Below are 26,600 nucleotides of genomic sequence, written 5' to 3' on the forward strand. Positions count from 1 at the left end.
TGCTATTTCTTAATTATTCGCACCAAGGATCAAAATATCACAGTCTGTAAAATATTTTTTTTTCAGACTACCGTACTGGTGTTTGCCAGTCAAGCACAGTGCTTGCACATAACCATGAATATACGAAATGCGTCCTCGTAAAGCCGTACGATCCTAGCCCACCGCTACGACCCGTTATCATCCCGCCCAATCTTCCCGGTCGAGGCTGCGGTACTGGATCGCTTCGGCCACATGCTCCGGCAGTATCGCTGCACAGGCGGCCAGGTCGGCGATGGTACGCGCTACTTTTAAAATGCGGTCGTAAGCGCGTGCCGACAGGTTGAGCCGCTCCATAGCCTTACGCAACAAAGCTGCACCCGTGGGATCCAATACACAAACTTTTTTGAGCAGCCGGCTGCCCATCATGGCATTACAATATACCCCGGTCTCGCCTGTAAACCGCGTGATCTGCAGGCCGCGTGCAGCAATCACCCGGTCCCGGATAACCGCGCTGGGGCAGGAGGAAGCGCCGGAAGCATTCCGGGTAAACAACGCAGGTAACGAACCGCTCGATTCGTTTGATAGATGAGCGGTTGGCTCCTGATCAACTTTAAAATTAGTGTTTTTATCTACTTTTAAACACTACGGTTTTAAGGGAAGCTTACACTGCATCGGGCTTATGCAATACACCATTACCGGGGTTCCTGGTGGTATCAGGCATAACGTAAAAAATCGGCACCGAGCATGTCCTGTATCTGCGATAGGGGTATTGGTCCCCACTGTGGGTCGAAGGTATATTTGGGACTGGTGTTATGATCGTGCAGGAGGGAAACAAAACCGTTTGTATAATCATGGGCGACGATCTTTGACCCGGCCGACCATATGAAATGATTATCCTCACCGATATGTTTATCCGGGAACGGATGCCGCTCCCACACCTTTTTCCGATAAGCCATGGTAGCCCCGGCGACCCAGGGCTTATGATTGTAACCATACTTGTAACGCCAGGCCAGCTGCTGTTCCGGCTTATAGAAGCAAAGCTCGTTCAGGCCGCAGATATCAGCCTCCTGCTCCTGCAACACCTGCACCTGCCTGCTGATCCAACCAGGTGCATACCAATCGTCATCATCCAGGTGAATGATGATATCGCCTGTTGCCTGCGCGCAGGCATAGTTGCGTTTGGCGCCCAGGGATGAGAAAGGCCCCAGCCCGTAACGATATTGAATGGGTGCGGTTTCGGGCCATAGCTCCGGCATAGGTGCCGGGCTATCGTCAAGTAACAACAGTTCTGCGCCAGGATAATCCTGGCGCAGAAAGTATAAAACAGCCGAGGGCATAAACCGGCGCCTCGAAGCGGTTGTCGGCATAATACAGGTAACGCTCTCCATATGGCTAAGGCTTCATTGCGCTCAGGTATTCGGCTCCTTATTTTCCAGCATGTCGAACTGGAATTTAATACCAGCCTCTCCCCTGCCCGTCTGCTTCTTACGGCCCAGCCATACATAGGTCTTGCCGTCATACCAGCGTGTGCGCTGGAAAGAAGTGCTGACTACAAAGCCCGATTTGCTCACTTCTTCCTGGTTCAGGAAATAGGGCTGCGGTACCGTTTCATCCAGGCCTGCACGCAGAATATTGGTACGGGGCTGGATCGGGGTCTGCTGGTACTCATCGTTGATATAACGCAACAGCCTGGCCCTTTGTATCTGCCGCGAGCGGTAGTTGGCAGAGGGATTGCTGTTGACCGCTGCAATAAAGGGTATCCAGTTCTCGGGCACGGCATTCTGCAGCTTATAGCGCAGGGCGGCATTATTGGGCTCATAGCCGGCTGTGGTAACCGGTGCATAGGTCTGTTCCAGGAAGTCCATCAGATCGCCTGCGGCATCTTTCCCGTTCACCCCACCGAAGAGGTCATTGGGCACAACATCTTCGACGCCCCACACCATATTGGCCATTTCGTCGCGCAGGAACAATACCTTTTCAATCGGTGCGCTTTCCACCTTGTTGATGAGTGCGGGCATCATCAACAGCTTATTGAGGCTGTTCTGGTGGGCTGGCTGGCCTTTTTTATTGACCTGGTACATGTCCCACTTCTGCCAGCTGTAATCGGCGCCGGTACCTGCCCGCTGGATCACAAACTGCTGATCGAATACATCGGTCACCACCAGGCCTTTCACCTCCGTGATGGTGCTGTTCTGCACGGGATGGGGGATGATGAACCAATCATTGCTATAGATAAGACCAAACTCCATCAGGATCAATTTGGAAATATCCTGCTTCTGGGCCAACATTTTGGCAATATCGATATTCCGGTCTTCAAATTCCCACCAACGGCCTTTTGGCATACCTTTCCATTCGATATGATGCGGCAGGTACGATACCACCACCGACGGATCGATCACGTTATTGCTGATCGAATTGGCCGGTGTTTCCGTCAGTCTCGTATTTACATTGGCATTCAGGTCTACGGAATACCAATCGAGATCGCCGAGGGTATATTTATCTGCATCCAGTACCATCTGCTGCGCACCATTGGCGGTGGTCAAGGGTGCAGAAACACTGAATTTATATTCGAGCTGATCTTTGGACCAGGATTTTTCACTAGCCGCCTGGGGCAGATAATAGGTATTATTCAACCACACGAAGAAGTCGGCCTGAGCATTATCGATGGCCGCCTGATCGGCAGGATTAAGGCCCGGTACATCATGCGCATTATTGCCGGCGTTCAGGTAAGCCAGGAAAGCGCCGCCGTTCATGATCCTTCTCCTGGCTGCTTTGCGGGCCTGCATGGAATCCCGGTTGCTTTGTACCTGGAGGTCCGTCTCTGCAGTACCTGTAGGCACTTCGATCTGGAACTCTCCGACGAAATGGCTGTAGCTCGCCGCCACATTCCTTTTCCTCAGTATTTTATACCATTGAAGGCCTATTTCCAGTTGCATGCCAAGGTCCAGGAACAAAGGCAGCCGTTCTACCTTGGCTTCCAGTGGCACATCGGGATTGAAAGCTTCTACCGGTCCGTTGCCACCCCGGTAACGGTTGATATGGGTCGATTGTGTCTCGATCTTTGCTTTGACCAGGGTCCCGGCATCTTCGCCGTTAAACTCACCCACCCGCCACTGCTGGGTAAGCATCCAGAGCGCGTCGTGTACATTGGCACTGATCGTTGGCGCTACGTCGTTGACCCGTAGCGCAGGTTCGTAACGCACCTGAAAAGTGATATCAGGCCGTACGGTATTAATATGAAGATTCTGCGGCATAGATTAAGGGTTTAAGCTAAGGTCAGCGGCGGTAAAGCCAATGGTTGTATATTGATTTGTTACCGGTACCATGAAGGTGGGCGTTAAATGCCCCACCGGCGTCTGTGCGATCTGCTCATAAGTGACGGCCCGTACCTTAGCCAGATCGAGCGTTTCGTTGAGCATATCCAGCATATCGTTCCACTGCCAGTAGCCCGTTATCCTGGGCGTCAGTCCCAGCAGCAGGCATTGTGGAGGCTTGGCATTGGGCTGGTTGGCCTGGAAAGCAATGCCCGTAGTCTCCTGCTTATTGGGCAGTACATCTATCCATTCATCTACCAGGATACCGACCTGCCAGCCGGTGATATCGTAATCTTCGGGAGCGCCTGCAGGCAGGGAAACGCCGAAGGAAACCCGCCCTTCCATTAAAGCATCGGCCGGGGTGTTCACAGAAGCGCCGAGCCATCTCTCTTTATTGCTCATGCTGTCATAAGGCGTTTGCAGTGGCACCAATATCCTGTCGCCGGTGAAAGCGTCCAGGTTAATGCCGGAAGCCAATACGGAAAGTAATTCATAGCTGGCCGCATTTTTCTTGACCTTGGCAATCCCGGAAACCCATTCATCCAGCAGGTAGGCATTGGTCGGATGATCATTCAGCAACGTGCCGAAGTTGCCCTGCAGCAAAGTATTGAACAGGCTGCTTTCCTGCGTGCGCAGCTTAAACAGCGGCAGCGCAACAAAGGATCGGCCAAACAGGAGCTTCAGCCCTTCCTGGCATTTATCCAGGAACGCGTCGGCTTCGGTTGTCGGTACGACCGTTGCAGCTGGCAGCAATATATCGTACTGCTGTATCCTCTTTTGTGCCTCTGTTATCACAGAAGCAGCTGCTGTTTTCAGGGCATTAAAATCGTCCTGTGTTATATCGGGATAAAACTCGTATACCGTTTGTTCCAGGCCGAAGAAACTGAGATCGAACAGCGCCGTCTTCAGGTCTGCCATGGCTGCAGTTTGTGTAGCAGCAGTAAGCGCATTGTTTTTGGTAACCAAGGTAGCTGTTTTTGTGTTCAGGGTCGACCTGGCCGCAGCCGCCCTTCCGTAAATACCGTTCAGGTCAAATATATTTGTTTCTGCCGTAGCTTCAGTAGGTGCTATATAATCTGTTGTCTTCAGGCTGCGGCAAGAAGTAATGAGGTCGCGGGTATATTTTAGTACCGGCAATATCTCTTCGAAAGATAAAACCGTTACAGGACCTGACGGATTCAACTGAAAAGCGATGGTAATTGTTTCACCGCGGCCTACGGCATAATTCTGCCTGATCCAGCGTCGGATCCTGGACGCCAGCTCCGAACTATCGTTGGCCAGCTCATCGTTTGCAATAAATACCAGGTCGATCGGCTGGATCTGCAGTTGTGCCATATTGATCGTTACCGGTGCAAGTAGGGTCGTTGAGCTGGTTACTGTACAGCAGATCGCAGCCGGATCGCCGAGCAACTGGCCGATCCACCGGTTCAGGTAAGGCTCTGCCAGTGCGCGGGGTGTTGCCGGAAGTGCGGTAGTGTTCCAGCCATCGGCCCTGTTAGTATTGTTCTCCAGGTGCAGCGTGAATTTCTGGTTCACGCCGGTACCAGTTTTGGGTGTATCGAGCATATCGACTTCCGGAATATTATTGCCCTTGGATACGGCTTCTGCCACAGCGCCCGATTTGGCCTGGTTGCCCTGTACCATCTGGAATACCCCTTCGGCGGTAGTCAGATCGCCTACGGCATCGAGCACATTCATGATCCAGTCGATGCTGCCGGCTATACCCGTACGGACATCGGCAGGAACGCCAGTAATACCGGCAGTACTGAGCAGGGTCGCCACGTTATTGGCCGCAGTTTTATAGGCATTGATCAGCCGCTGGCCGTCCAGCACATTGACCGCCTGTACCGGCGTTGCGGTACCGCTTGAATTATATTGCGTAATCGTATTCTGAAGGGGAAAAGCAACACGCAGCTCATCCACATAGGGGTCGATAATACTGGTAGTATAAGTTTGGCCTTCGTACATGTGCCTTTCAAATTCATAGCCGAGCAAAACAGGAAGCTGTTGCCCGTTGCGGATACCTTCCAGCATATCGATAGCACTTCGTACCCGCTCGGAAGAAATATTTACGGAAAGGGGGGAATCTGAGCTGCTGCTGGCCCGGGTGCTGTAACCGCTGCGGAGCACTGCCGCCGCGGCTGCCTGGTTAATCGATGGGGCATGGATATACCCTTGATTGGGCACATCGTACTCCATGGGCCCGGTAAAGTTAGCGGTAGGCGGCGGGGCCGGGGTCCTGGAAGTCCGCTTCCTGATATTTTCGAGCCAGCCATAGCTGCCCAGGTAAATGCCCATATTGCGGGCGCTGCTGCCATCGGTAATGCCGCGCAGGTTGTTGAGGCGTTGGTTGACCAATGCCAGGCGCCAGGTATCCAGCCGGAAAGCAGTAGCGTCCATAACCTCGGTCGTAAGCAATTCCAGGCTGCGTATGGAATTCCGGGATAGTGCGCGAAGACTGTCCTTAGCTTTAAACAGGTTGACGGCTTCCACGCGGTCACGGGCCTGGTCGGTATCGAGGAACTCGGCTACAGTGCGGAAATTCTCAAACGGACGATCCATGATCAGCCAGCGGCTGGTGCCGGCCGACAGCGGCATCGCATTACCCGGAGGCGAAGCTTCTCCCTGCTGCATGCCCTGGGGAGGTGAGCCACCATTGATAATGTTGACCAGCTCCGGATCCAACCGCTGATCATCCGGGAGCCGCAATAACTTGCAAGCCGCATCGAAATATTCCAGCATCAGGGAGTGCCGTGAAAATTTAAAGAGCAGGTTATCGCCGTATTCCACCTCGGGAATGCCCATAGCTTCGTAATTATTGTCCCGGAGCTGTACCCAGCTGGCTTCCGGTAGCAGGGCGAGGTAATTCATATCTCCTGGTAACGGTTCATCCTTGTCCAGCCCTTCTCCCCCTATGATTGTATTTTGTAAGCTGGAGTGCTGCTCCAGGAAATTCATGCCAGCGATCCTGGGACGCGGATTCAACGGCAGACCCGTACCTGCTTCCAGGTTGTTCATCTGGTCCAGTTGCTGATTGTACCACCTGAATGGAAGGTCCCCGTCTTGTTCGCCGGCACTGTACGCCAGGTTGTTCCAGATATACCCCGATCCGAAGCCGAGGCGCTGCACACGATCCAGGGACACCGGGCTTTGTGCCAGCACGTCCAGGATTACCTGGCTATCATTCCGGCTCGCCTTGCCGGCCAGCCCATGCAGTCCGCCGGCCACGGCTGCTTCTGCCCATTTTACATTAAGCGTGCTCGTGATGTTATGGAGGTTACCATAAAGACCGGCCCTCGGGTCGGTACTCCAGTTCATCCTGGAATAAACACTTGCCGGCAATATGCCGTAAGGCTGTAAACCCGAACGTATACTGGGAATCGCTCCCCTGCTGCGTACATAGTCAGTGAAGAAATCACGCAGCTGATCGGCAGACTTGCTGCTCACCAAAGGTGTTAGCATATTGGTGACGTAATAGCCCATGGCACTTTGCCAGAGTGCATGGTTGATGTTCATCGAATCGCGGATATCAAACCCGTTACTATGAAAAATATGGTACAGCACATCGAAATCTATTCCCAATGCTTCGCAAAGGAACTGGCCATCGGTTTTAGAAGCATTGAAGCTAACCGGGGCAAACAGGTTCGCTTCGCGTTCGATCGCATAAGTAACGGGATTACCGAAGTCGACCGAGCTGTAGCCGGAATATTCCTTATCGGTATTGTTGGTGCTGGTGCCTTGCTTCAGCAGGCTGAAGCCATCGGTATAGTGATGGTTGATGAACAGCTCCTGCAATCTGGCCTGGCTGGCTTCCTTCGTCAGGCTGGTCTTCACACCCAGCGCCACAATGCGGTCGAAGCCACCATTGTAAGCTGCCTGGCTGATGGGGATCTTTACGCCCAGGCCTTTTGCTATAGCCGCATCAAAGTGGATCATCCAGTCTACATCGGCAGCCGGATCAGTAACGATCTCGCCGCTTTGCTGGTCAAAGCTGGCTAGTGCATTGTTACTGCTCGGATCATAGCCCAATTTTATTTCATCGGGTATGTTATTGGTTTGCTTCGAAAAGGAAGGGCTGGAGTGATTGCTGCTGGTATAACAATTGATCACAAAAGCATCCGGCAGCATCCTGGTAAAAGGCTGCTGGGTCCAGGCATCCGATTTTGGCGTCAGCGCCGGAAAAACAAGCGATGCGCCATTGGGATTAGAGGCCAGATTGGTCGGAGTGGTCTGCAGGGAAACCCAGGCTGCTCTTTGTGCGCCATAGCTGCGGCACAGGAGATCCCATGCCTGTACCTTCGCCACTGGGTCAGTCGTATCGACTGTAGTAACCCAGTACGCCTTGCCTTGGTCGATCTCGTCCTGAGTCAGCAATTGCTCATGTGTGTATACCGCGATGTCGTCCGGAAAAATGCGTACCCAGAGTTCATAGGAGCTGTTGATCTGCCGGAAGGTCGTTTCCAGCCTTACAGGGAAAAACAAAACAGGTGTTTTGTCTTCCATCTGGCTCACGGCATACTGTTGTGTATTGAAAATGGATTGAAAGTCCTTGATCAGTGAAGCTTCCTTGCTTACCAGCGAATTATAGGTAGCCGTCTGCTTCTTGAATTCAGTCGTATATTTATTGATTGAAGCCACATAAGCATCCGTAGGTAAATTATGCTGCGCCGCATAGTCCAGGCCATACTGTGCTACTTTCATCCCTTCCCGCTGCAGGGATACATTAAAGGAAGCTGCTATTTTATCTTTCCTGACGTTGGTAATGTTGCTGACCATCGCCTGGAATCTTTCGTCGGGTTTATTCTCTGCCATAACCGGGGTTTTGTGTTGATAATAGAATGGTTTTTAAATTCAGTTCCGGAACGTCAGACAATCAGCTCCTTCGCATGTACATCCAGCTTCACCGGCAATTGCAGCAAAGCATAGGCAAGCCCGGCCGAGTTCCGACCCCAGCGCACTCCGTCGGGATAGGACGCAGATGCCACATTGAGATACAGCTCGTATGCAGGATCGATATATCCTGCATAGGCCGGATTACTTTTGATATGTCCCCAGTTCAGATCATTCCAGCTACCCGAAGCAATGGAATTGGTATAGTTGACCCCGTCCGTTACTTCATCGGCGCCAAACTTCAGGGCTCCTGCCTGCTCTTCGAAAACAAAGAAATAGCCGGGGTGCAGATCATCCGTGATCGCTCCTTTTGCTGTTGTGGCGTCGATCGGAAAACCCAGGAAGTAAACATCCGGGTAGACCTGCGCCGAAAATACAGGGTACAACGGCGGCGCACTGCCGTCGATGATGCGGGGTTGTCCGAGCAGGGGCTGCGGCGGTGTCGCCGTATTGTATTGCCACTTTGCCTTCTGCATATAGATCTTCACCCCGGGATACCTGCGGAACAGCTCACCCCTGATGGTAAGGATCAGCATAGACACACCAGACCCCAGTGCATTCAGCCGCGGACTGTTGTTACCCAATTTGGTAAGTGGGCCATAATGCAGGTAGCTGTTACGCCATTTGTGTATCGGGTATATGTCTTTATAGTTATCCAGGCTGGTCGATGTCGACGGCACCGAAGAGAGCGAGCCCGAGTATCCCCAGAAGAACTGAAAACAAGTGCCACGCTGGTCTGTGGGATAACCTCTCCAGAGCAACTCCCGGGCCATTTCATAGTTGAGACCCAGCATATAGGCTTCGATATACTTCTGGTCCATTTCCAGCAGGCTTATCGTATTGTCTGCAATGGTCTTTAATCCGGGCATCAGCCATTCCGTCGATAATTCTGCCAGGGCCTGGTACATAGGCAGGTCTATACGTGGTGCGGCAAGCACGGTATCGATGCTGGGTACTGCAGTATACACCGAGCTGTTGGGGTCAAACAGCTTCACTTGTTTCTGCGCCAGCTCAAACAAGGCATTCTGCGGGTTGATGGAAGTGGAGACCGTATTGGCCGAGCTGCTCATGTTCAGGCTGGGACCTGTCGAATAGGTATACGGCGCCAAGGTGCTGATCGTAGCATTGAGCGGAATGACAGAAGAAACGAGCGCAGCGGCCGCCGGGCTGGGAGGACCAAATACCGGCGCACCAAAGGATATGCCCGGAGCGGTTATCGCAAAGTTGGCTATCGGAGGCAGGCCTGCGGTATATCCTGGTGTCAGCTGTCCTGGTGCCAGGATCGAATACGAGATCATTCCTCCCGGGGCCGTATAGGGCGGGGCGATGACGGCTGCTCCCGAATTGACATCCTGGATCAATGTTGCAGCATTGATAGTAATGCCGGAACCCGACATGCCACGGGAGAAAGCGCTGCCCGGGTTGGTGATGCGCCGGAAAGCGCCGGAAAACATGGAGTTGGGAATAGCGCTGTCGGCAACTTCTTTATAGATAGTCTGCACGGGCGCTTTGATCTTGGTATGCACCGCCGAAGACAGGGTCAGCAGTACTTCGTTCCCCAGGGGGCGGATATGCTTGGTATGCAGTGTAAGGCTCGCCTGCAGCGCCAGTTGCATCTGGCGCAGCTTTCTGTTGGCTTCAAGCACCTCGCCGATCTGGCTCCAGGCAATAGACATATACTTATCCTGGTTTTTTCGCACAACCTCGGCGCCCGCGCCCGCAAAGGTCCTGAACCGGGGATCGAGGTTCGCGGTATTGATCCAGTTGGTAGTAGCCGGGTTAAGATCGCCCGAAATAGTATTCACCTGCGCATGCCATCTTCCGTATATCGGCGGGCCGATAACCGGATCGGGGCTTCCGGCCTGGGCCGCCGCAGGAGCATTCAGGATATCTTTCAGTTTCGACGAGAAATTATTGACCGGCGCCCAGCTATCGGGTGTTTGCCCTACCGGATGCAGTACACCTTGTAATCCTATTGTATCAACAGGAGCGGTAAGATCCAGCACCGGATTGCCCGGCAGCTGCAGGTCGATTGCCCTTTTGCCTACTTCGTTGCCCATTGCCGTAGGTTTCAGTTTGCGGACCAGGGATTCGAAATCGCCGGATACGCCGGTCTTGAAGAACCACTGGTGATATACCGGGAATTGTTTCTGGATCGTATTGCCGTGCCATGCCGGCTCTAACGGATCGTCTGTAGCGCCGATGCTGATACCCAGGCCGGCTTTTCTGCCCAGCTCGAAGGTCGGAACCAGGAAAGCATAGTAGCTGGTGTTGGGCTCCAGGCGTCTGGGGCAAAGGATGCGGGCAACCGCGCAATCAGGATTATCCTTCAGTTTTTGCTGCAGGCTATTGATCCCCGAAGCCAGGTCGGTAGCTTTAATGTTGTTGGTCGCCGGATCGTTGGTACTGGTACCCAGGTCGCCGTTGACGTGCACATGCGCCCAGGCCCAGGTCTTATGCTCATCCGGAAAGGCGCCGTTATTGGTTGCTGCCGTGACATTGATCGATGGCAGGATACCATTGAAGGCAAGGTTTTCAAATTCATTTTCCTTCAGCACGACAAGGCTGATCCAGGGCCTTAACCGGTAGCGGTTATCATTGGTGTTTTCGAGGTTGGCCCTGGCCGGCGTGTAGCGCCAGGGAAAATCCTCGTCGTAGAACTCGATATAAGGGAGATAATTCGGTTCGAAGTTCGTGGTCCAGTTAGTAGGGAATACTTTCACGATCTCGCTGCTGTTGATCCCGATAATATCGCCGGGCCCTTTCAGCATTACCTGCTGGGTAAGCGGTACCGTAGTATCGCCGCCGCTTACGGCAGTTTGCAGCAGGGAAATATTCAGCGGCAACTTGGCCCGTTCGCTCAGCGAAGAAGGGGAATTGCTGCTATAGTTGTCCGGGTTGCTGATCACATCAGCAAGGCCCTGGCGCAGATGGGGCAAAAAAGAATAGTAGGCGCTCATAATTTAAAGTTCAAATGAGTTAACGACCATAAAATTGGCATAGTTCGGGTCCAACCGAAGCGTATCCATATATACAGCAGCTTCGGTATAGCTGTTAAACGTAAGGGAGCCGATCGCATTCAAAGTGTTCTTATCGGCCAGCTGAAAGGCGCCCTCCTGTACATTCAGCTTCTTCGGGCCGCCCAGCGGCGTTCTTGAAGTGGAGGCAGCCAATGGCGAACGGGTAATATAAGAATCCATAACATGCAGCTGGAATTCGGCGAGACTGAGCTGGTAAGGCAGGGTGAGCTTTTTCCGCTGCCGCTGATCGATAATGATTTCATCGTATTCGATCGAACGGTGTACAAAATAATCTGAGGATATCCGGTCCGGGTTGCCCAACGCAAAGCCGCTGGTATATTTTTCATAGCTATCCCGCGACAGCTTCTGATCGTCGGTAAGATAAAAGAAGGAGTTGGGCGCAAAATAATCCTGGACAGGTTGGTTGGTAAGCGCTACCGCCGGAGATCCTACCGTAACGCCACTGATGCGGAACTGGTTGAAATCGCTGATCGCGGAAGTACCGAACCTGGCCAGCTTAATGCCCATAGGCGCTACCTTCTGACTCAGCTGCAGGCTTCCAAAAGGATCAATCACCAGGTTGGTACCAGTCGAATTGGTGATGTCGCGGAAAGCGACAACCTGGTGACTTTTATCGGGTCCGATCACCTGCCAGTTGTCCTTGTTGAGCAAGGCATTGTGCACCTGCTGCGCAATGGCCGCCGGAGCAATAGTTTCCTGCTTTCCTTGTCCGAAGGTTTTATCGAAGGAAACGTTGACCCTGACAAACAGGATCTTGAAGCTACCCTTGCCTTGTACCCTCCAGGGATGAGGCCCTTCAACAGTCAGGTCGATATAGATTGAAAGAATACAGCTGCTTCCTTTCCGGATCTCGAACATAACGCCCATATTGGCGATGAAATGGAAGGGAGAGAACTGGATCAGGATATCGAACCACAAAGCGCCTACGGCTTCGATCTTCCAGGCTTTAGCACGTGCATCTACCCTTGCGCCGAACTGTACCGAATTGGAAGTAATGGCAAAATAAGTTTCCACCTTAATGTTCAGGTTGCTCGAGCTGGCCAGAATGATAGACAGCCGCTGCATCTGCGGCAGGTTCATAGGCGGCGGCGTGAACTTGGGGTGGAACCCGCCTACCGACAGCAAGAAATTGGGCTTATCGCCCCAATACAGGCGCAATGCCATATCCCCCAACAGCGCAAAGGTCAGAATAGAGGAATCGTAAAGAGAAGCATCGAAAGAAAGCTGTTTCTTGTCAAAGTCGATGATGCCTACAAAATTGACCTGTATCGCCAGTATCTTACTTTCTTTGGTCGGCAGTATCGCTTTGATCACACCAACAATAGCCAGCAGCACCGGGCTGGGCAGCTCGATAATGATACCCAGCTCGATAGTGATCAGGGTGGGTGTACCCCAACCCAGCTTGGCCATAGGACCGATGAGGAAGCGATCCTTCTTTACAGGAAATACCTGGCCCAGATTGCTGATGATGGCATTGGCATTCTTCACGATATCTGTGGGGAACAGGATGCTGTCCAGCGTACTGTCCTTTACACCCGAGCGTAGCCTGTCCGTATTGATCGTACGGTTAAGTCCCAGCAGGCCGCCTACCCCGTTCAGGGTAAAGCCCATGCCGAGCTGAATGGGCGTAAATTCTGCAGTAATGATGATGAGCAATGAAAAACCATCGCTGCCATCGGGCATCTTCGTCGTCAGGATACCAATAGCTGCCAGCGAGATCTTGGAGAATTTAAGCTCGAGGCCTCCTGTATAGGTATAGGTATCTTCGTTATAGTTCAGGAAGCCGCCGCCGGTAACAGACGACGCATTGATGGCTATAGCTACGCCCGAGGGGAACTTAAAGGCGATCTTAGCATTGGCCAGCCCCAGGCTGCCATCGTTACGTTTGAATTCCACCACGCTTTTCACGCCGATCTCCTGTACTTCTACGGCCAGCACACCAGCTATATTGAGCGAAATGCCCACGGCGCCGGTAATGGTAAATTCCTGTCCGTTGATCTTCATCGCCAGGTGCAGGTCGTGCAGCTTGATGCTGAAAGCAGCCGTATCGATGCCGATGGAAAGCGAGGGTACGTCCAACACAAAGCCAATAGAATTTTTACCAAAGTAAAGCCCCTTCTTCAGCGAATAACCGATGGAAAAATCGAAGTCTACCTCCAAACCGTCTTTGGGAAGTATCTTGGAAAGAAAACCATCTTTGGAGGCGGCGATCTTCAGCACGCCACCCGTAATCGCCAGCTCGGCATAGACATCGCCTGCCTGCGACGCTTCTTTATCGAACCCGGCTTCCAGGCTGATGCTGTTGCATTGCAGCGCGGTGCCGCCGGGGTTGCCCAGCAAGGTGATCGGGGTATCGGGGCTATCTGCTTTTTTGATCAGCCCTACATAGAAGTTGCCGGTGGTCGTAGCCGCAATGTTGTTCAGGTTATTTTTGATTTCTATACCGCTTCCGGGCCTTACCAGTACCATCAGCCCATCCTGGTAATGTACGCTGCCCGATGCCGTTACCTCCCAATCCGAATCGCCTAAGGAAGCATTGACATTGAAGGCGCCATCCAGCACCGGCGTCAGGAAGAGGCCGGGAAACTGGCCGGGTGATCCGGCGGGCAATGGTCCCAGCTCCAGGGCGAACGTGGCAGCTACCGGGTCATTGAAATAACGCCATAAGATAAACTGCAGCGTATTCAGTATAGGCGATCCCGGAAGGGCTTGGGAATTGATTACCCCTTTATAGTTGCTGTAGCGCTGCAAATAGATGTTGCGTACACCGAAGGAGCTGACGAGGTAATAAATATTGGACAACAGCAGCTTGTGGTTGAAATCATTGGTGCCCCACTGGTACGTATCGGCAAACAGCTGCCCCGGCTCGGTAAAGATCCGCATCAGGTCGCCGTACACGATCTCATACTTGAAATAAGGTACCCGCACCGGCGTATTGATATCTACCATGGTCACTTTGATCAGTGACATCGACACCAGCAGATTGTATAATACAGGTAGTTCCTTTTCCATCCAGGTACAGATCAGGTAATCGGGCAGCTCCTTAAAGATCGTGCCTGAAAACCCTTCGGCCTGCTGTGCCGCATAGTTACTGCTGAAATAGCTGCTTTGCCCCTGGAGCCCATTAATGCTCTGAATGATCTGCTTGACGGCCGATGCCATCTGCACCAGTTCATCTGAAGATATCTTGCCATCCTTAAGCGCATTATACAGGACTTTGATGTTGGCCAGCACCGTGCTGTATGCAGTAAAGGGCTGTGGTATGCTGGGAAATTTCCAGCCGAGCCCCAGCATGAACTTCTTGAACTCATTCTGGCTGCTGATGGCCTGCTCCAGCGGTTGGACCGCCCTGGAAATAGAAGCCAGAATGGATGAAATACTTAAGCTCATAAAAAAATTATTTTACGGTATAGCTAATCGTTTTAAAATACTGGTCATGATCCAGGTTGCCCAGCTTAGAGGCATTGAGATAATTGACCAGGTAATACATGGTGACAAAATTCATCGGGATGATACTGGTTACACCATTCGCATCCGTCCGGGACGAATTTCTCATCAGAGAATCGAAGGAGGGCCGGTACGCTTTTTTATTGAATGTACCCGCGCCTTCGTATATGGCAATCAGCGCTTCCTGGTTCTTGTTCTGTAAAGTAATACTGTCGGTGGCTGCATCGGAAAAAATCTGTTTAAGCGCATTACCCACGCTGGCCACGTCCTTGTTGGCGATCAGGGGCGCCTTATGCTGTTCCATATATTTCAGCACGGAAGGGTCGACGATCCTGGGAAAAAGGCTCAATTCCATCTGTATATCTGCCGGGGCGCCGCCTGCCAGGATAGTGCCGCCACTCAGGGATACCACCGGCGGGTTTTCTTCGGTAAAGCCACTACCCCTCTGATTATTGACAAAGTCGATCCGCAGTACGCTTTTGCCCTGCTTTACCAGGATATCGGCCACATTGGCTACAGGATCGCAGGGAAAACTAACGCTCGTAGCTGTAGGTACGGTAACAGTCGGCTTACCACCAAATACCCTTATTTTCCGGTCCGGACTTTCGGCTTTCGCCATATTCAGCAAATTGACCTTACTGATGGCACGGGCATTGGCCGGCGTGGCCGGTTGGGGAACAAAAGAAAAGTCAAACTTTCCATAGTCCCCGCGCAAAAAAGCGTCATAAGAACCTTTATCCGATACGATTGCCGTGACCTCCTGGGTGGGATAATGCAGATTTGCGCCTCTCTGGTTGTTGCTGAAACCCAGCTGCGTGATTGCACCGTCCGCATCCACATCCAACACTTCAAAAACAGGCTGGGTATCTCTGGCTCTGCGATCGCCCTCCCCTGCCGAGGGCACAGCTTCATTAAAGGAATTATGCCTATAGTAGTAGGGCAGGTATTTACCGATGTAAATAACGTCCACCGTAAAAACCGGGTGGATTTGTAGAATCTGGTTCTTATGATATCCTTTTCCACCAAACAGTATTTCCACTTTCTCCACCTCCTTGCTACTGTTAAGGTATCCCAGTACATGCGCAACATTGGAAGAAATAGGGACACTGCCTTTCACGTCTGTACATAAAGTAAACCGCATAGGACCCAGGGGGATCTGGTATCCCGCACCTTTCCGGGGTGTACCGCCAACCATTTTGTATTTTATCGGACAATAATAGATCACCTGCTCCTTATTCGTATTGGGTACATATTCACCGCCAACTGCACCAAATCCTTCGAGGCCTTTAGTATCATCTGTGCCTTTAATCCAGGTTTTATAAACAGCCGGGTCAAATACGAATTCGGCCGCTGTTGTCGCGCCGATATAATCATGTCCATCCGTGGTAATCTTGATCTGCGTTTCGGCTGCATTGGACGAATAAAGGCCATTCCCATTATTGACGATCGAATAATTGACGATAGCGCCATTACTGTCCAGTTCGGTTACCAGCGCCAATAATCCCGATCCTTTCTGGTTCTCATCCTTGTTGCGGAGGTCGATGGCTTCCAGGTATACCGGGAAGATAAAGCTACCACCTGTTTTATTAGTATCCAGTTCGGGAAATACTTTGGGCGCGCTCATCACGGGTTTCGCGACAGCGCCGTTTGCGGGACTGATATTCACGATCGGATCTGCAGAATAACCGTTCCCGGGATTAATGACGTTGATCCGGGATAGTGAAGTATCATAAGGAACAAACTCGAAGTCGAGAATGGGGTGCTGTATCGGATTGGAGCTAGCCTGGAACCAGTCCGCATCCCATGTACCGGTATCAGCTATATTCTGGTCTTTATCGATGAATACGGTTTTCCTGCTGCTTTTCAGCTTCTTTTCCTTAGGATCCAGGAAAGCATCTTCGCAAGTGCCATCCGGTTTGATTTTAAGGATAATATTCAGCGCATATTTGCTGCTGGGCACTGTACCCCGGATGGAGAGTTTCAGATTCCGGCCTTCTTTAGAGGTCTGGAAAATGGCGCCGGGTTGCGTCACACCGGTTTTCAACTTTACGCTTTGTACCCGGTAGAGCCCTTTCTGCTTGGCATAAAGACAGGCTTCACCCCTGAAATACTTTTTCCGGTCTTCAATAACCGCAGCACATTGCGCTATGGTAGCCGTACCTTGAGGCACTATGGCCAGCGTAACCGAAAAAGGCGCCGAAGTACTATTGATCGCCGTAACCCTGAGCCTGAAAATATCTCCTTCTCCCAGGGTAACGAAATCGTAAAGCTGTTTACGCTCAAATAAAGGAAAATCCACGGTTCGCAGATACACAAAAGTCTGCGCGTCTCTTGCCTTAATCCATTTGTTCGCTTCTGCAGCACTGATCAGGTTCAGCACGATCTGGTTGGCCGGATTCACTTCGGGCCGGTTGAGCGTCGCCGATGCAGTCGCGATACGAGGCCAGTTCCACTTGACTTTATAGGGATTGATCTCATTGGTCGTGGTACCATCGAGCTGCAGGCGGTCGAAGCTATCAATGTTTGCTTTGACAATACGCGAAGAATAGAGTGATTCCGAAGGCGTAAAATTCTCGTGTCCCTGGGACCGTACATCACTATACTCGTCACCGATATTGAAAAAGTGGGTCAGCTCATGAGCGAAAGTAATTTTGGCAGATATAGATACACTCTTGCTGTCCGTTGTTACTGTTTCGGGATAAAAGACACCGTTCTGTGGAGAGCCTACTTCCAGCCATTTATTATCTGCTACAGTGGTTACACAATAATTATTGCTGTTGACGCCAATCTCCATCGGGTGATTGACCAGGATCACCACGAAAGTTCTTCTGTACACGCTATCCCGGTCTATATTGGTCCATAAGTCTCCCGATATGCCCTGGGTAGGATCGGTCTGTCCTTGCTCGCGCAGGGAACCAATATAGGTATTGATAAAAAGACGATCATGATCCCGGTCAAAGGCACTTTTGCCGCTGGTTACCATAAAGGTCTTGCGCCTGTCGAAAGCCACGTCGTAAGTATCGGGGTACTTGAGCCAATAGCCGAAATCGGATGTTGGCAACGCTCCTTCCTCCGAGCCCGCTTCAGACAATCTTCCTTCGCCCAGGGTGATGCACAGGCGGGTATCTTTATTCTGTACAAAGCCTTCCAGTTTGGTCGATTTCCACTTTTCCATAAACTGGACCTGGTCCAGCCCGTTTGTAACGCCACCCGCGCCGCTATTGTTGGTAAAAAAGGTATTTCCGTCGCTGTCGTTGGCGCCTGTATAAATTCCATGCTCTCTAATCAGCTGTTTCACCGCATTACCATATTCATAGAAGTAGTTGAAGCCGCCGGGGATCAGGCGTTTGGTCTGGCCGCCATCGACATTGACATAACTGGGAACGGTTACGCCCACCTCTCCCGAAGCATCAGGCGCATACCAGAACTCCATCGAATCTTTCAACAAGTCGTACGGCGGCTGTTTCCGGATGAAGGTGATCATGTCCTGGCAATGCGCCAGGAATTTGGCTTGCGACGCTGTATCGTAGCCTTCGCCCAGGAACAACACCTGGGTTAGCGGACCATCCGGTACGACCACTTCATTGTTAACCCTGCGGAGCAGGAACCGGGGCTTATCCAGCTCGTCCTCACAGCGGATACCGACCAGCTTCGAGGTGTCGGTTACCATAGTACCAATACCCTGCAGCGTTATCTTAAGGCCGCGGTGCGTCCCCATATTAGCCAGGACAGGACCCGCCGTCATACAACGGAAAAGACCGGGATAGTAATATTCGGTGGTCGACCCGGAAAAGAGTTCTTTATCGATAGCAAGCAGGCTTGGCGTGGAGGCCAGGGGTGTACCATTCGTATTTACTTCATCATACTTCAGGTAGGGATGGCAGGAGATATCGCCGAATAAGCCATCAGTAAACTTGGCATAGACCGTAGGGGTGTAGTAAATGCTGAATTCATCATCGGCCGTCTGCCTGGACTTATAGGTCGTGATGCGCTGATCGCCGTTATAGATCAGGTACTGGCCCGATGCTGAAGCGATATCCGCGTGTACTACAACCCTGATGATCATGTAAGATTGCTGTACGCCCGAGGTGTAAAGGATACGGCAATAGGTTTCTCCCAACGCTACGGCCTGGATCAGTCCTGTAGCGGCATCGACCGTTGCAATTGCAGAAGAAGCGGAAGAATAGGCCACACCCGCGCCGGAAGTGATGTCCAGTCCGTCGGACTGGCGTTTTACTTTAAGCTGGAATTGCTTGGCCCTGACCGATATCTGGGCAGGATTCAACAACAGGTGAATCTCTGTAGTTTGTACTTCAAAGGCTGCCATATTAATAGGGTTTTAAATCGTCACTTAAATACATTAAAACTACCGGGGGCAATACCAGTCCGCTGTTATCGGAAGCCCGGTCTACAGAGAGCCGTTCTTTTGTCTTGCGTATGGCATAACTTACCGGTGCGGAAGGCGCCGCTTCGGTTACGGACATTGCCGTAGCCGGTACCCGGGATACATAGCGCTCCAGCTGACTACGGTTGATCCCGCCGGTATTTGTTACAGTCAATGTTTTTTGCTGCTTTCCTTGTACCACTGCATTATACTGCTGTCCATGCAGGAGGTCATAGATCACCGTTGCTCCTTTTTCAGTCTTTACTTTTCCCTGCACCGTACGGCTATTCTTCACCAGCACCAGATCCCAGCGCAAACGCTGCCCCACGATAACATCGGATTGCGGGCTCATGACGATGGCTTTTTGCAACGAGTCAACCTGTGCCCTCGTTCCGGTCAGTACATAACAAGTATAGCGATGCACGCCAGGCTCGCCCGACGGCAGCAGCAGGGCTTGTTCGATAATCGTTACCTGGTCTGCTGCGGCGCAGGAAAAAAGTGCATTGCCATCCCGGTCCGGATTCAGAAAGCACTGCTTTAGGGCTTCGGTCCCGGTGGAATCGGCGGTGGGAAATAATACGGACCTTATATTCAGGGTAAAATAGGCGCCTATTTTCCTGTCCGTATAGCTCCGGGGCCCGTTTTCATTGCGCATTTCCGTAAAATCAAGTCCAACGTAGCGCTCTTGCGCTCCTTTCTGATCCCATGTCCCGGTGGTATAGGTGGAGACGATGGCATGCAGGCTGTCGGTTCCCGACGCCATAAGTTCAATTTCACGCCTGGCCTTACCGGCATCGGGCAGGGTATCTCCGGTAGTCCGGACATTCAGGTTCCGGCTTGCTCCCGGACCGCCCCGCTGATGAATATGATGCTGGAACGCACCCGAATACTCCAGAAGCTGATGCATAGCTGTAGTTGTCTTCCCGCATAAAGTATAGACCGATTGCTCCGCGGGCCGCACTGTTGCCGTATAGTGCAGTTCTTTGCAATTGTTATCGGCCATCAGTTGCAGGATGCCCCTCCCGGAACCGGACAGGTAAGCCTCAGATTGCGCCCGGGTGCCGAACGCCAGGCATAAAAGAAGAATCGTAGTTGCTCGTTGTTTCATATCTCTCTCTAAAATTAGCAAGCATACCGGCACGAAATTTGTCATTTTCGGACAGTTTGCCCTGGTTATGTTATTCAATGATAATTCCTTTTAGTTCCAGCCTTTTCCGGATATCCTTAGGGGTATAACCAATAGCAGATTTCATATAACGGGTAAAATTGGCGTTGTCTGAAAACTCAAGCCTTCGGGAGATATCCGTTACAGAATAGCGCGCGTGCGCCAGCAGGTAAACGGCCCTTGTAGTTAGATGATAATGCTGCATGTACCGGGGGGTATAACCGTATACCGATCTGCAGGCCCGACGCAGGGTACGCTCATGCACCGGCACCGCCTGGGTTTGCCTGCCCAGGCTGAGCCAGGTGATACGCGCATCAGCCAGGCTGTTGGCAAACATTTCAGCATATTCCAGCTGTATATCAGGTATCGTTTCAGCATCCGCATGCCGGTTGGCGTCTGTCATGTCCTGCTGCAACAGGGATAAGGGATCATCCACCTTTTCGGACCACCGGCTGTAGGTATATTGCTGTTGCGCCCGTTCCCGGTGCAGTGCTTTTTCCTGGCGGTATCTCAGCGTATTGACAAAGTACTGCGCTTTACTGTAGCCGGAATAAGTCGGCACCTCTATGTTGAGGTAGGGCTTATCGTATGCCGCGGATAAATAATGGAAATGGAGGGGCGGAACAATATACAATGTTCCGGCAATAATGGAGTGCGGTACGAAATCGATAAAATGCTCGCCGCCGGATTCTTTGAAAATGAGGATACGGTTGTTGGGAGAGCGGTTAAGCTCAGGTTGCGCAGGACATTCCCTGATGGAAAATCTGCCGGACTGCTGTTGAGGCCGTTTCATAGTGGTGGGGGTGGGGTTTGGTGGATGGATGGGGTTACGTCGGTTTACATAGCTAATGGTATTAAAAGAACAGGAATAAGGATCTTCGGGCATGAAAGCGTCCGGAATGAAGCAGTGTTTAAACATCTGCCTGCTTCAAAATTGAACGGTTTTTATCTATTTTTCTACAGGTAAAAAATAGCATTTATGTTATTAACTATTTTTTTTAGCAAGTCAATAACTATTAAACACAAACAGCAACATAGAACCAGGACTACCGCCTGAATGCGAAAACAGCGTTCGTGCTCAAACAATGTGCTTTAAACCTGTTGATGTAAAAGTAGGAGCGCGCTACGTCAAAATCCGGCGGTGTGTAAAAGTTTTAGCAGTTGCTCTTTCAAATACTTACCGGTGATGAAGCAAGCGCTAAAAAATGGCAAGGCCAAGGACGCCGTACAAACAAATCAACACAACATGGTTCTGGTAAAAGATTTTCTACAAAACATAGAAACATGGCTTAGATGCGAATTATCAATGATTCTATCCATCTTTCTTCATGGTAGCGGGTTTAGCATAGCAACAGGGATGCATAGAGGCGATCAACATAAAATTGGCCGGAAATTCGATACTGATACGCGCCCTGGATAGGGTTACCCACCGCTCTTCCATAGGCTGCCGTATTACTTCCAATACGGTACGTTTAAATTCAGGCAGTTCGTCGAGGAACAATACCCCGTTATATGCCAGCGATATTTAGCCGGGTTGTCGGTGCCCGCCGCCGCCCACTAAGGCTACATCGCTATACTAAATAATATAAAACATTGATTAAAAGACGCTAATCGTTTAATGCTGTAAAAGATGACTTTCTTAACTTAAGACTATTTATTATTAAATCATTAAACCTACCGCCTATTTTGGGGTGTAAAGATCCTGCGTAAAATCGCTTGTCAAAATTTATTAGAAATCCGGCGGATCTCACCTTAGAAAAATCCGGCGGATCTCACCTTAGAAATATCAGCGTCAATTGTCGAATTGATTTCAAATCCCATGATAAGAGCATTAAAAAATGTACTTATTCCTTGAAATTTTTTTTTGCAGTCTGCTGCTCCTGCGATAATTGGCTTTGATCTACGGTAAAACGTTCTGACCAAATTCCCAATAATGCAAGTACAGCGGCAACAATAACTTTTAGAGCGTCCATAAACAATTCATTACACTTCAAATATATAAAAACACAAACAATATAAAAACAAACCGGCATTATTTAATATATGCAATATGAAAACCGTTTACATCGACGAAAAACATATTGATATTGCAAACACCTGGGATGATATAACCTTCAATGGATAGACATTGCTCAACTCCAGCTCAAAAGAGAACAGGATAAAACCTACCAAGAAATTGAATTCGCTCTTGATCTGCTAAACATCCTCACAAAAATGATTGCGCAGAATTAACGATACAGGAAGCATCTGATATATCAAATGAAAGCACATCATTTCTTGCGTCTGTTCCAGATTATGAGGTTAAGGAAAACTCAGGTCTGGTCGTAGCGTCCCGCTACGACCCGTTATCATCCCGCCCAATCTTCCCGGTCGAGGCTGCGGTACTGGATCGCTTCGGCCACATGCTCCGGCAGTATCGCTGCACAGGCGGCCAGGTCGGCTATGGTACGCGCTACTTTTAAAATGCGGTCATAAGCGCGTGCCGACAGGTTGAGCCGCTCCATAGCCTTACGCAACAAAGCTGCACCCGCGGGATCCAATACACAAACTTTTTTGAGCAGCCGGCTGCCCATCATGGCATTACAATACACCCCGGTCTCGCCTGTAAACCGCGTGGTCTGCAGGCTGCGTGCAGCAATCACCCGGCCCCGGATAACCGCGCTGGATTCGGATGGCGCGGTAGCGCTCAGTTCGATAAACGATACGGGCGTTACTTCGACATGCAGGTCGATACGGTCGAGCAAGGGACCTGAGATCTTATTGAGATAACGATGTACGGCCAGGGGTGCACAACTGCAGTCCCGGTCCGGGTGGTTGTAATAACCGCAGGGACAGGGATTCATCGAAGCGATCAGCATAAAGTTGGCCGGGAATTCGATACTGATACGCGCCCTGGATATGGTTACCCGCCGCTCTTCCATAGGCTGCCGCATGACTTCCAGTACGGTGCGTTTAAATTCAGGCAGTTCGTCGAGAAACAATACGCCGTTATGTGCCAGCGATATTTCGCCGGGCTGCGGGTGCCCACCGCCCCCAACCAGGGCCACATCGCTGATCGTATGGTGCGGCGAACGGAAAGGCCGGCGGGCCACGAGCGAAGCGCGTTCGGGCAAAGCGCCCGCTACCGAATGAATCTTCGTGGTTTCGAGCGCTTCCTGCAAGGACAGGGGCGGCAGGATGGTCGGTAATCTTTTGGCGAGCATGGTCTTGCCCGCACCGGGCGGCCCTACCAGGATAGCGTTATGGCCACCGGCCGCCGCTATCTCCAATGCCCGTTTAATATGCTCCTGTCCTTTTACTTCATTAAAATCAAGATCAAACTGCGCCTGGGCTTCATAAAAATCGCCGCGGGCATCTGCCAGGGTCCTTTCGGGCTTTGTAAGCCCGTTAAGCATCGCGACAACGGCATCCAGGCCGGCTACGCCATACACCTCCAAACCGGCTACCATAGCGGCCTCGCGGGCATTTTGCTCCGGCAGGATCATGCCTTTAAATCCCTCGCGCCAGGCCTGTATCGCCATAGGCAATACGCCCTTTACCGGTTTTAGCGCACCGTCGAGCGACAGTTCGCCCATAATCACATAATCGTTAAACAAGGCGCCGGACACCTGTTCCGTAGCGCCCAGCATGGCTACGGCAATAGGCAGATCGTAGGCCGAGCCTGCTTTTTTCAGATCGGCGGGCGCCATATTGATCACGATCCGGGTGCGCGGACGGCTCAGCCCATTGTGCTTGAGCGCAGACAGGATGCGGTCTACACTCTCTTTTACGGCATTATCGGGCAAACCTACAATCACATAACCCAGGCCGGGTGCTACATCCGCTTCTATCGTGATCCGTATCGCATCCACACCGGTTATGGCGCTGCCAAATACTTTTACAAGCATAATTAATATTTATAATTAAAAATAAATAATAATTTACTTTAAAAGCAAACAACCCCTGTCTTTCCGGAAAATTCCGGCTATCGTATACAAAACTGCAAAAGTTAGCGCTGCTTTTTTTATTTTTGCCGGCAATATGTCAACACCACATTTCCACGCTTTAAAAGTAAAGGAAGTACATCCCGAAACTTCCGATTGTGTATCGATATCGTTTGATGTTCCTGAGTCGCTGAAAGAAACCTTTCATTTTCTTCCCGGACAATACCTGACCCTCCGTAAAATGATAGATGGCGTGGAAATACGCCGGTCGTATTCTATATGTGCGGCCCCGGGCGATGAGCTCAGGGTAGCCGTTAAGAAAGTGGAAGAGGGTAAGTTTTCCGGTTTTGCCAACCTTGAACTCAAAGCCGGCGACGAACTGGAAGTAATGCCCCCTTTAGGCAAATTTACCCCGAGACATAAGAAAGATACCCGTAAGCAATACCTGGCTTTTGCTGCCGGCAGCGGTATCACGCCGATCATCGGCATTATGAAATCGGTACTGAAAAACGAACCGGGAAGCGAATTCACCCTGGTGTATGGCAATAAGAACAGGGGCTCCATCATTTTTAAAGAAGCGATCGAGGCCCTGAAAAATAAATACATGAACCGGCTCCGCGTATACCACGTGTTTACCCGCGAGACTATGGACACCCCTTTGTTCAACGGCCGTATCAATGCCGAAAAGGCCAAAGGCTTCTGTGAGCGGCTGGTGGATACCGACCAGATGGACGAGATCTTTATCTGCGGTCCCGAGGACATGATCCTGGGGCTGCGCGATTATTTTATCGAAGAAAGAAAGATCGAGGCCAATAAAGTACATTTTGAACTCTTCTCCTCGCCCGACCAACCCCGTACGGTACATAAGGCCTGGCAGGAAAAACAGCAGCAGATCGATCCTTCCAAAGTGAGCCAGGTTACCGTTAAGCTGGATGGCGCTGCTTTCGACATGACGCTTGCCTATGGCGGCGACAATATCCTGGATGCTGCGCTGCAACAGGGCGCCGACCTGCCTTATGCCTGTAAAGGCGGGGTATGCAGCACCTGTAAAGCCAAGCTGGTATCGGGCGAAGTAGATATGGAAGTGAATTATGCGCTCGAGCCCGATGAGCTGGCGGCTAACTTCATCCTGACCTGCCAGGCGCATCCCCGTACCGAGAAAGTAGTCGTCGATTTCGACATTAAATAAACCCGCAGTAACCGGGATACCTGTATTCACAAAAAAAGTGTTAAATTAGGGGTATAAAACTTTGCGGGATGTATGACAGTATAAGATACCTCGTAGTAGACGACGATGAACTCGATCGCCTGGCGGTATTGAACGAAACGTCCAAATATCCCTTCCTGCAACGTATCGCCGTATGCAGCAACGCAGGGGAAGCTATGGAGTATATCGACCGCTTCAGACCCGACATCGTATTTTCCGATATCGAAATGCCCGGCACCAATGGCCTGGAGATGATGCGCAGCCTGTACGGTAAAATACCCGCGCCTGTTTTCATTACCTCCCACCCCGAATATGCCCTGGAAAGTTTCGACCTCGAGATCTTCGACTACCTGTTGAAACCCTTGTCTTCAGAGCGTTTTGAACGCTGTATGACCCGCATACAGGATTTTTTCAGGTTGCGTAAAATGGTATCGGATATCGATAACCAGGGCGAAGAAGCAGGCTACATTATGGTAAAACAGGGATACGAACGGTACCGCCTGCACCATACCGACATTCTCTACCTCGAGGCCATGAAAGACTACACCAAGATCATTACCCGCTCGGGCCAGCATATCCTGGTGCTTGAGGCCCTGAGCAGCATGATCCGCCAGCTTCCGGGCGATAAATTCATGCGCACCCACCGCAGTTATGCCGTCAATCTCGAACATATCGACGCGGTAGCCCATAATCGTATCACCATCATGGGCCAGGAAATACCCGTAGGCAAATCCTTTAAAAATGCCGTGAGCAACTGGCATTGCTGATATTCCTTATATTTTAACAAAGTTTGGCTAGGATTTTCTAATGAAAAAATTAGTTTTATGGCGATTATGAATTTGTCCTTAATCTAATAAATAAAAATCCATGAAAACAGAAGATTACGTAATTATTGTTGTTTGTGTTACCGTTGAGCAGAACAAGGTGGAAATTACCTATGCCAATAATACCCCTGAACCCGGCATTTCCATTAAAGTGATCGACAGCGACCGTAAACCCGTAAAATCGTTTGACCACCTGGCTCAGGCCGACAAAGGCATCGTAAGCTTCGATGCTGCAGGCCTGCCCCCCGGCACCTACCATTGTGATATTACCCTCGACAACGAAGTAAAGGACAGCCGGTCATTTGCCATCGGGTAAAATGTCCTGCCGATACTCCCGGGCCGCATTCCGCGCGGGATGCGGCCCCCGCTATTGCCTCCCCTCTCCGTTACTACGCTACCCTACCCTTTACTGCGGCAAGTTCGTTA

15 protein-coding genes are annotated in these 26,600 nt (G+C 51.1%); 3 read left to right on the forward strand and 12 right to left on the reverse strand.

Annotated elements, in window-relative coordinates:
* Nucleotides 1-177 precede the first annotated feature (177 nt).
* The 12 genes from B0I18_RS23960 to B0I18_RS24015 form a co-directional block, all read right to left on the reverse strand.
* Nucleotides 178-531 (reverse strand): magnesium chelatase subunit ChlI family protein, encoded by a 354-nt coding sequence (locus tag B0I18_RS23960; RefSeq protein WP_106525310.1) that lies wholly within the window; start codon nucleotides 529-531, stop codon nucleotides 178-180.
* A gap of 161 nt (nucleotides 532-692) precedes the next feature.
* Entirely contained in the window at nucleotides 693-1,346 is a 654-nt protein-coding gene (locus B0I18_RS23965) for a glycosyltransferase family A protein (RefSeq protein ID WP_181358606.1), read from the reverse strand.
* 42 nt (nucleotides 1,347-1,388) lie between these two features.
* Nucleotides 1,389-3,233, reverse strand: coding sequence for a hypothetical protein (locus B0I18_RS23970; protein ID WP_106525312.1), 1,845 nt, complete (start codon nucleotides 3,231-3,233; stop codon nucleotides 1,389-1,391).
* 3 nt (nucleotides 3,234-3,236) lie between these two features.
* Nucleotides 3,237-8,105 carry a hypothetical protein gene (locus B0I18_RS23975; RefSeq protein ID WP_106525313.1) on the reverse strand — a complete coding sequence of 1,623 codons (4,869 nt, stop codon included), beginning with the start codon at nucleotides 8,103-8,105 and terminating at the stop codon, nucleotides 3,237-3,239.
* A 53-nt stretch (nucleotides 8,106-8,158) separates the two neighbouring features.
* Nucleotides 8,159-11,143 carry a hypothetical protein gene (locus tag B0I18_RS23980; RefSeq protein WP_106525314.1) on the reverse strand — a complete coding sequence of 995 codons (2,985 nt, stop codon included), beginning with the start codon at nucleotides 11,141-11,143 and terminating at the stop codon, nucleotides 8,159-8,161.
* Nucleotides 11,144-11,146: 3 nt separating this feature from the next.
* Nucleotides 11,147-14,614 carry a DUF6603 domain-containing protein gene (locus B0I18_RS23985; protein WP_106525315.1) on the reverse strand — a complete coding sequence of 1,156 codons (3,468 nt, stop codon included), beginning with the start codon at nucleotides 14,612-14,614 and terminating at the stop codon, nucleotides 11,147-11,149.
* Nucleotides 14,615-14,621: 7 nt separating this feature from the next.
* Nucleotides 14,622-18,998 carry a hypothetical protein gene (locus tag B0I18_RS23990; RefSeq protein WP_106525316.1) on the reverse strand — a complete coding sequence of 1,459 codons (4,377 nt, stop codon included), beginning with the start codon at nucleotides 18,996-18,998 and terminating at the stop codon, nucleotides 14,622-14,624.
* A gap of 1 nt (nucleotide 18,999) precedes the next feature.
* Nucleotides 19,000-20,163 (reverse strand): hypothetical protein, encoded by a 1,164-nt coding sequence (locus B0I18_RS23995; RefSeq protein WP_146146863.1) that lies wholly within the window; start codon nucleotides 20,161-20,163, stop codon nucleotides 19,000-19,002.
* A gap of 70 nt (nucleotides 20,164-20,233) precedes the next feature.
* Nucleotides 20,234-21,013, reverse strand: a complete 780-nt coding sequence (locus B0I18_RS24000) for a helix-turn-helix domain-containing protein (RefSeq protein ID WP_181358607.1) — start codon at nucleotides 21,011-21,013, stop codon at nucleotides 20,234-20,236.
* Nucleotides 21,014-21,532: 519 nt separating this feature from the next.
* Nucleotides 21,533-21,745, reverse strand: a complete 213-nt coding sequence (locus tag B0I18_RS24005) for an ATP-binding protein (protein WP_425444933.1) — start codon at nucleotides 21,743-21,745, stop codon at nucleotides 21,533-21,535.
* 319 nt (nucleotides 21,746-22,064) lie between these two features.
* Nucleotides 22,065-22,193, reverse strand: a complete 129-nt coding sequence (locus tag B0I18_RS25450; RefSeq protein ID WP_281258014.1) for a hypothetical protein — start codon at nucleotides 22,191-22,193, stop codon at nucleotides 22,065-22,067.
* Nucleotides 22,194-22,568: 375 nt separating this feature from the next.
* Nucleotides 22,569-24,107, reverse strand: coding sequence for a YifB family Mg chelatase-like AAA ATPase (locus B0I18_RS24015; RefSeq protein WP_106525320.1), 1,539 nt, complete (start codon nucleotides 24,105-24,107; stop codon nucleotides 22,569-22,571).
* Between the two features lie 133 nt (nucleotides 24,108-24,240).
* On the opposite strand from B0I18_RS24015, the gene paaE reads away from it, so the two are divergent.
* The 3 genes from paaE (at nucleotide 24,241) to B0I18_RS24030 (ending at nucleotide 26,490) form a co-directional block, all read left to right on the forward strand.
* Nucleotides 24,241-25,332: a 1,2-phenylacetyl-CoA epoxidase subunit PaaE gene (gene paaE, locus B0I18_RS24020; protein WP_106525321.1), complete on the forward strand. Its 1,092-nt coding sequence runs from the start codon at nucleotides 24,241-24,243 to the stop codon at nucleotides 25,330-25,332.
* 68 nt (nucleotides 25,333-25,400) lie between these two features.
* Nucleotides 25,401-26,117: a LytR/AlgR family response regulator transcription factor gene (locus tag B0I18_RS24025; protein WP_106525322.1), complete on the forward strand. Its 717-nt coding sequence runs from the start codon at nucleotides 25,401-25,403 to the stop codon at nucleotides 26,115-26,117.
* Between the two features lie 100 nt (nucleotides 26,118-26,217).
* Complete coding sequence (locus tag B0I18_RS24030) at nucleotides 26,218-26,490, forward strand: hypothetical protein (protein ID WP_106525323.1); 273 nt, start codon at nucleotides 26,218-26,220, stop codon at nucleotides 26,488-26,490.
* The last annotated feature ends 110 nt before the right edge of the window (nucleotides 26,491-26,600 follow it).

Origin of the sequence: Taibaiella chishuiensis (genome assembly GCF_003014535.1) — a bacterium.
GTDB lineage: Bacteria > Bacteroidota > Bacteroidia > Chitinophagales > Chitinophagaceae > Taibaiella > Taibaiella chishuiensis.

Coding starts and splice junctions, on each gene's coding strand:
- B0I18_RS23965 (WP_181358606.1), bottom strand. CDS start 1,346: ATGCCGACAACCGCTTCGAGGCGCCGGTTTATGCCCTCGGCTGTTTTA.
- B0I18_RS24000 (WP_181358607.1), bottom strand. CDS start 21,013: ATGAAACGGCCTCAACAGCAGTCCGGCAGATTTTCCATCAGGGAATGT.
- B0I18_RS23970 (WP_106525312.1), bottom strand. CDS start 3,233: ATGCCGCAGAATCTTCATATTAATACCGTACGGCCTGATATCACTTTT.
- B0I18_RS23975 (WP_106525313.1), bottom strand. CDS start 8,105: ATGGCAGAGAATAAACCCGACGAAAGATTCCAGGCGATGGTCAGCAAC.
- B0I18_RS23980 (WP_106525314.1), bottom strand. CDS start 11,143: ATGAGCGCCTACTATTCTTTTTTGCCCCATCTGCGCCAGGGCCTTGCT.
- B0I18_RS24015 (WP_106525320.1), bottom strand. CDS start 24,107: ATGCTTGTAAAAGTATTTGGCAGCGCCATAACCGGTGTGGATGCGATA.
- B0I18_RS23995 (WP_146146863.1), bottom strand. CDS start 20,163: ATGAAACAACGAGCAACTACGATTCTTCTTTTATGCCTGGCGTTCGGC.
- B0I18_RS23985 (WP_106525315.1), bottom strand. CDS start 14,614: ATGAGCTTAAGTATTTCATCCATTCTGGCTTCTATTTCCAGGGCGGTC.
- B0I18_RS24030 (WP_106525323.1), top strand. CDS start 26,218: ATGAAAACAGAAGATTACGTAATTATTGTTGTTTGTGTTACCGTTGAG.
- paaE (WP_106525321.1), top strand. CDS start 24,241: ATGTCAACACCACATTTCCACGCTTTAAAAGTAAAGGAAGTACATCCC.
- B0I18_RS24025 (WP_106525322.1), top strand. CDS start 25,401: ATGTATGACAGTATAAGATACCTCGTAGTAGACGACGATGAACTCGAT.
- B0I18_RS25450 (WP_281258014.1), bottom strand. CDS start 22,193: ATGGACGCTCTAAAAGTTATTGTTGCCGCTGTACTTGCATTATTGGGA.
- B0I18_RS23990 (WP_106525316.1), bottom strand. CDS start 18,998: ATGGCAGCCTTTGAAGTACAAACTACAGAGATTCACCTGTTGTTGAAT.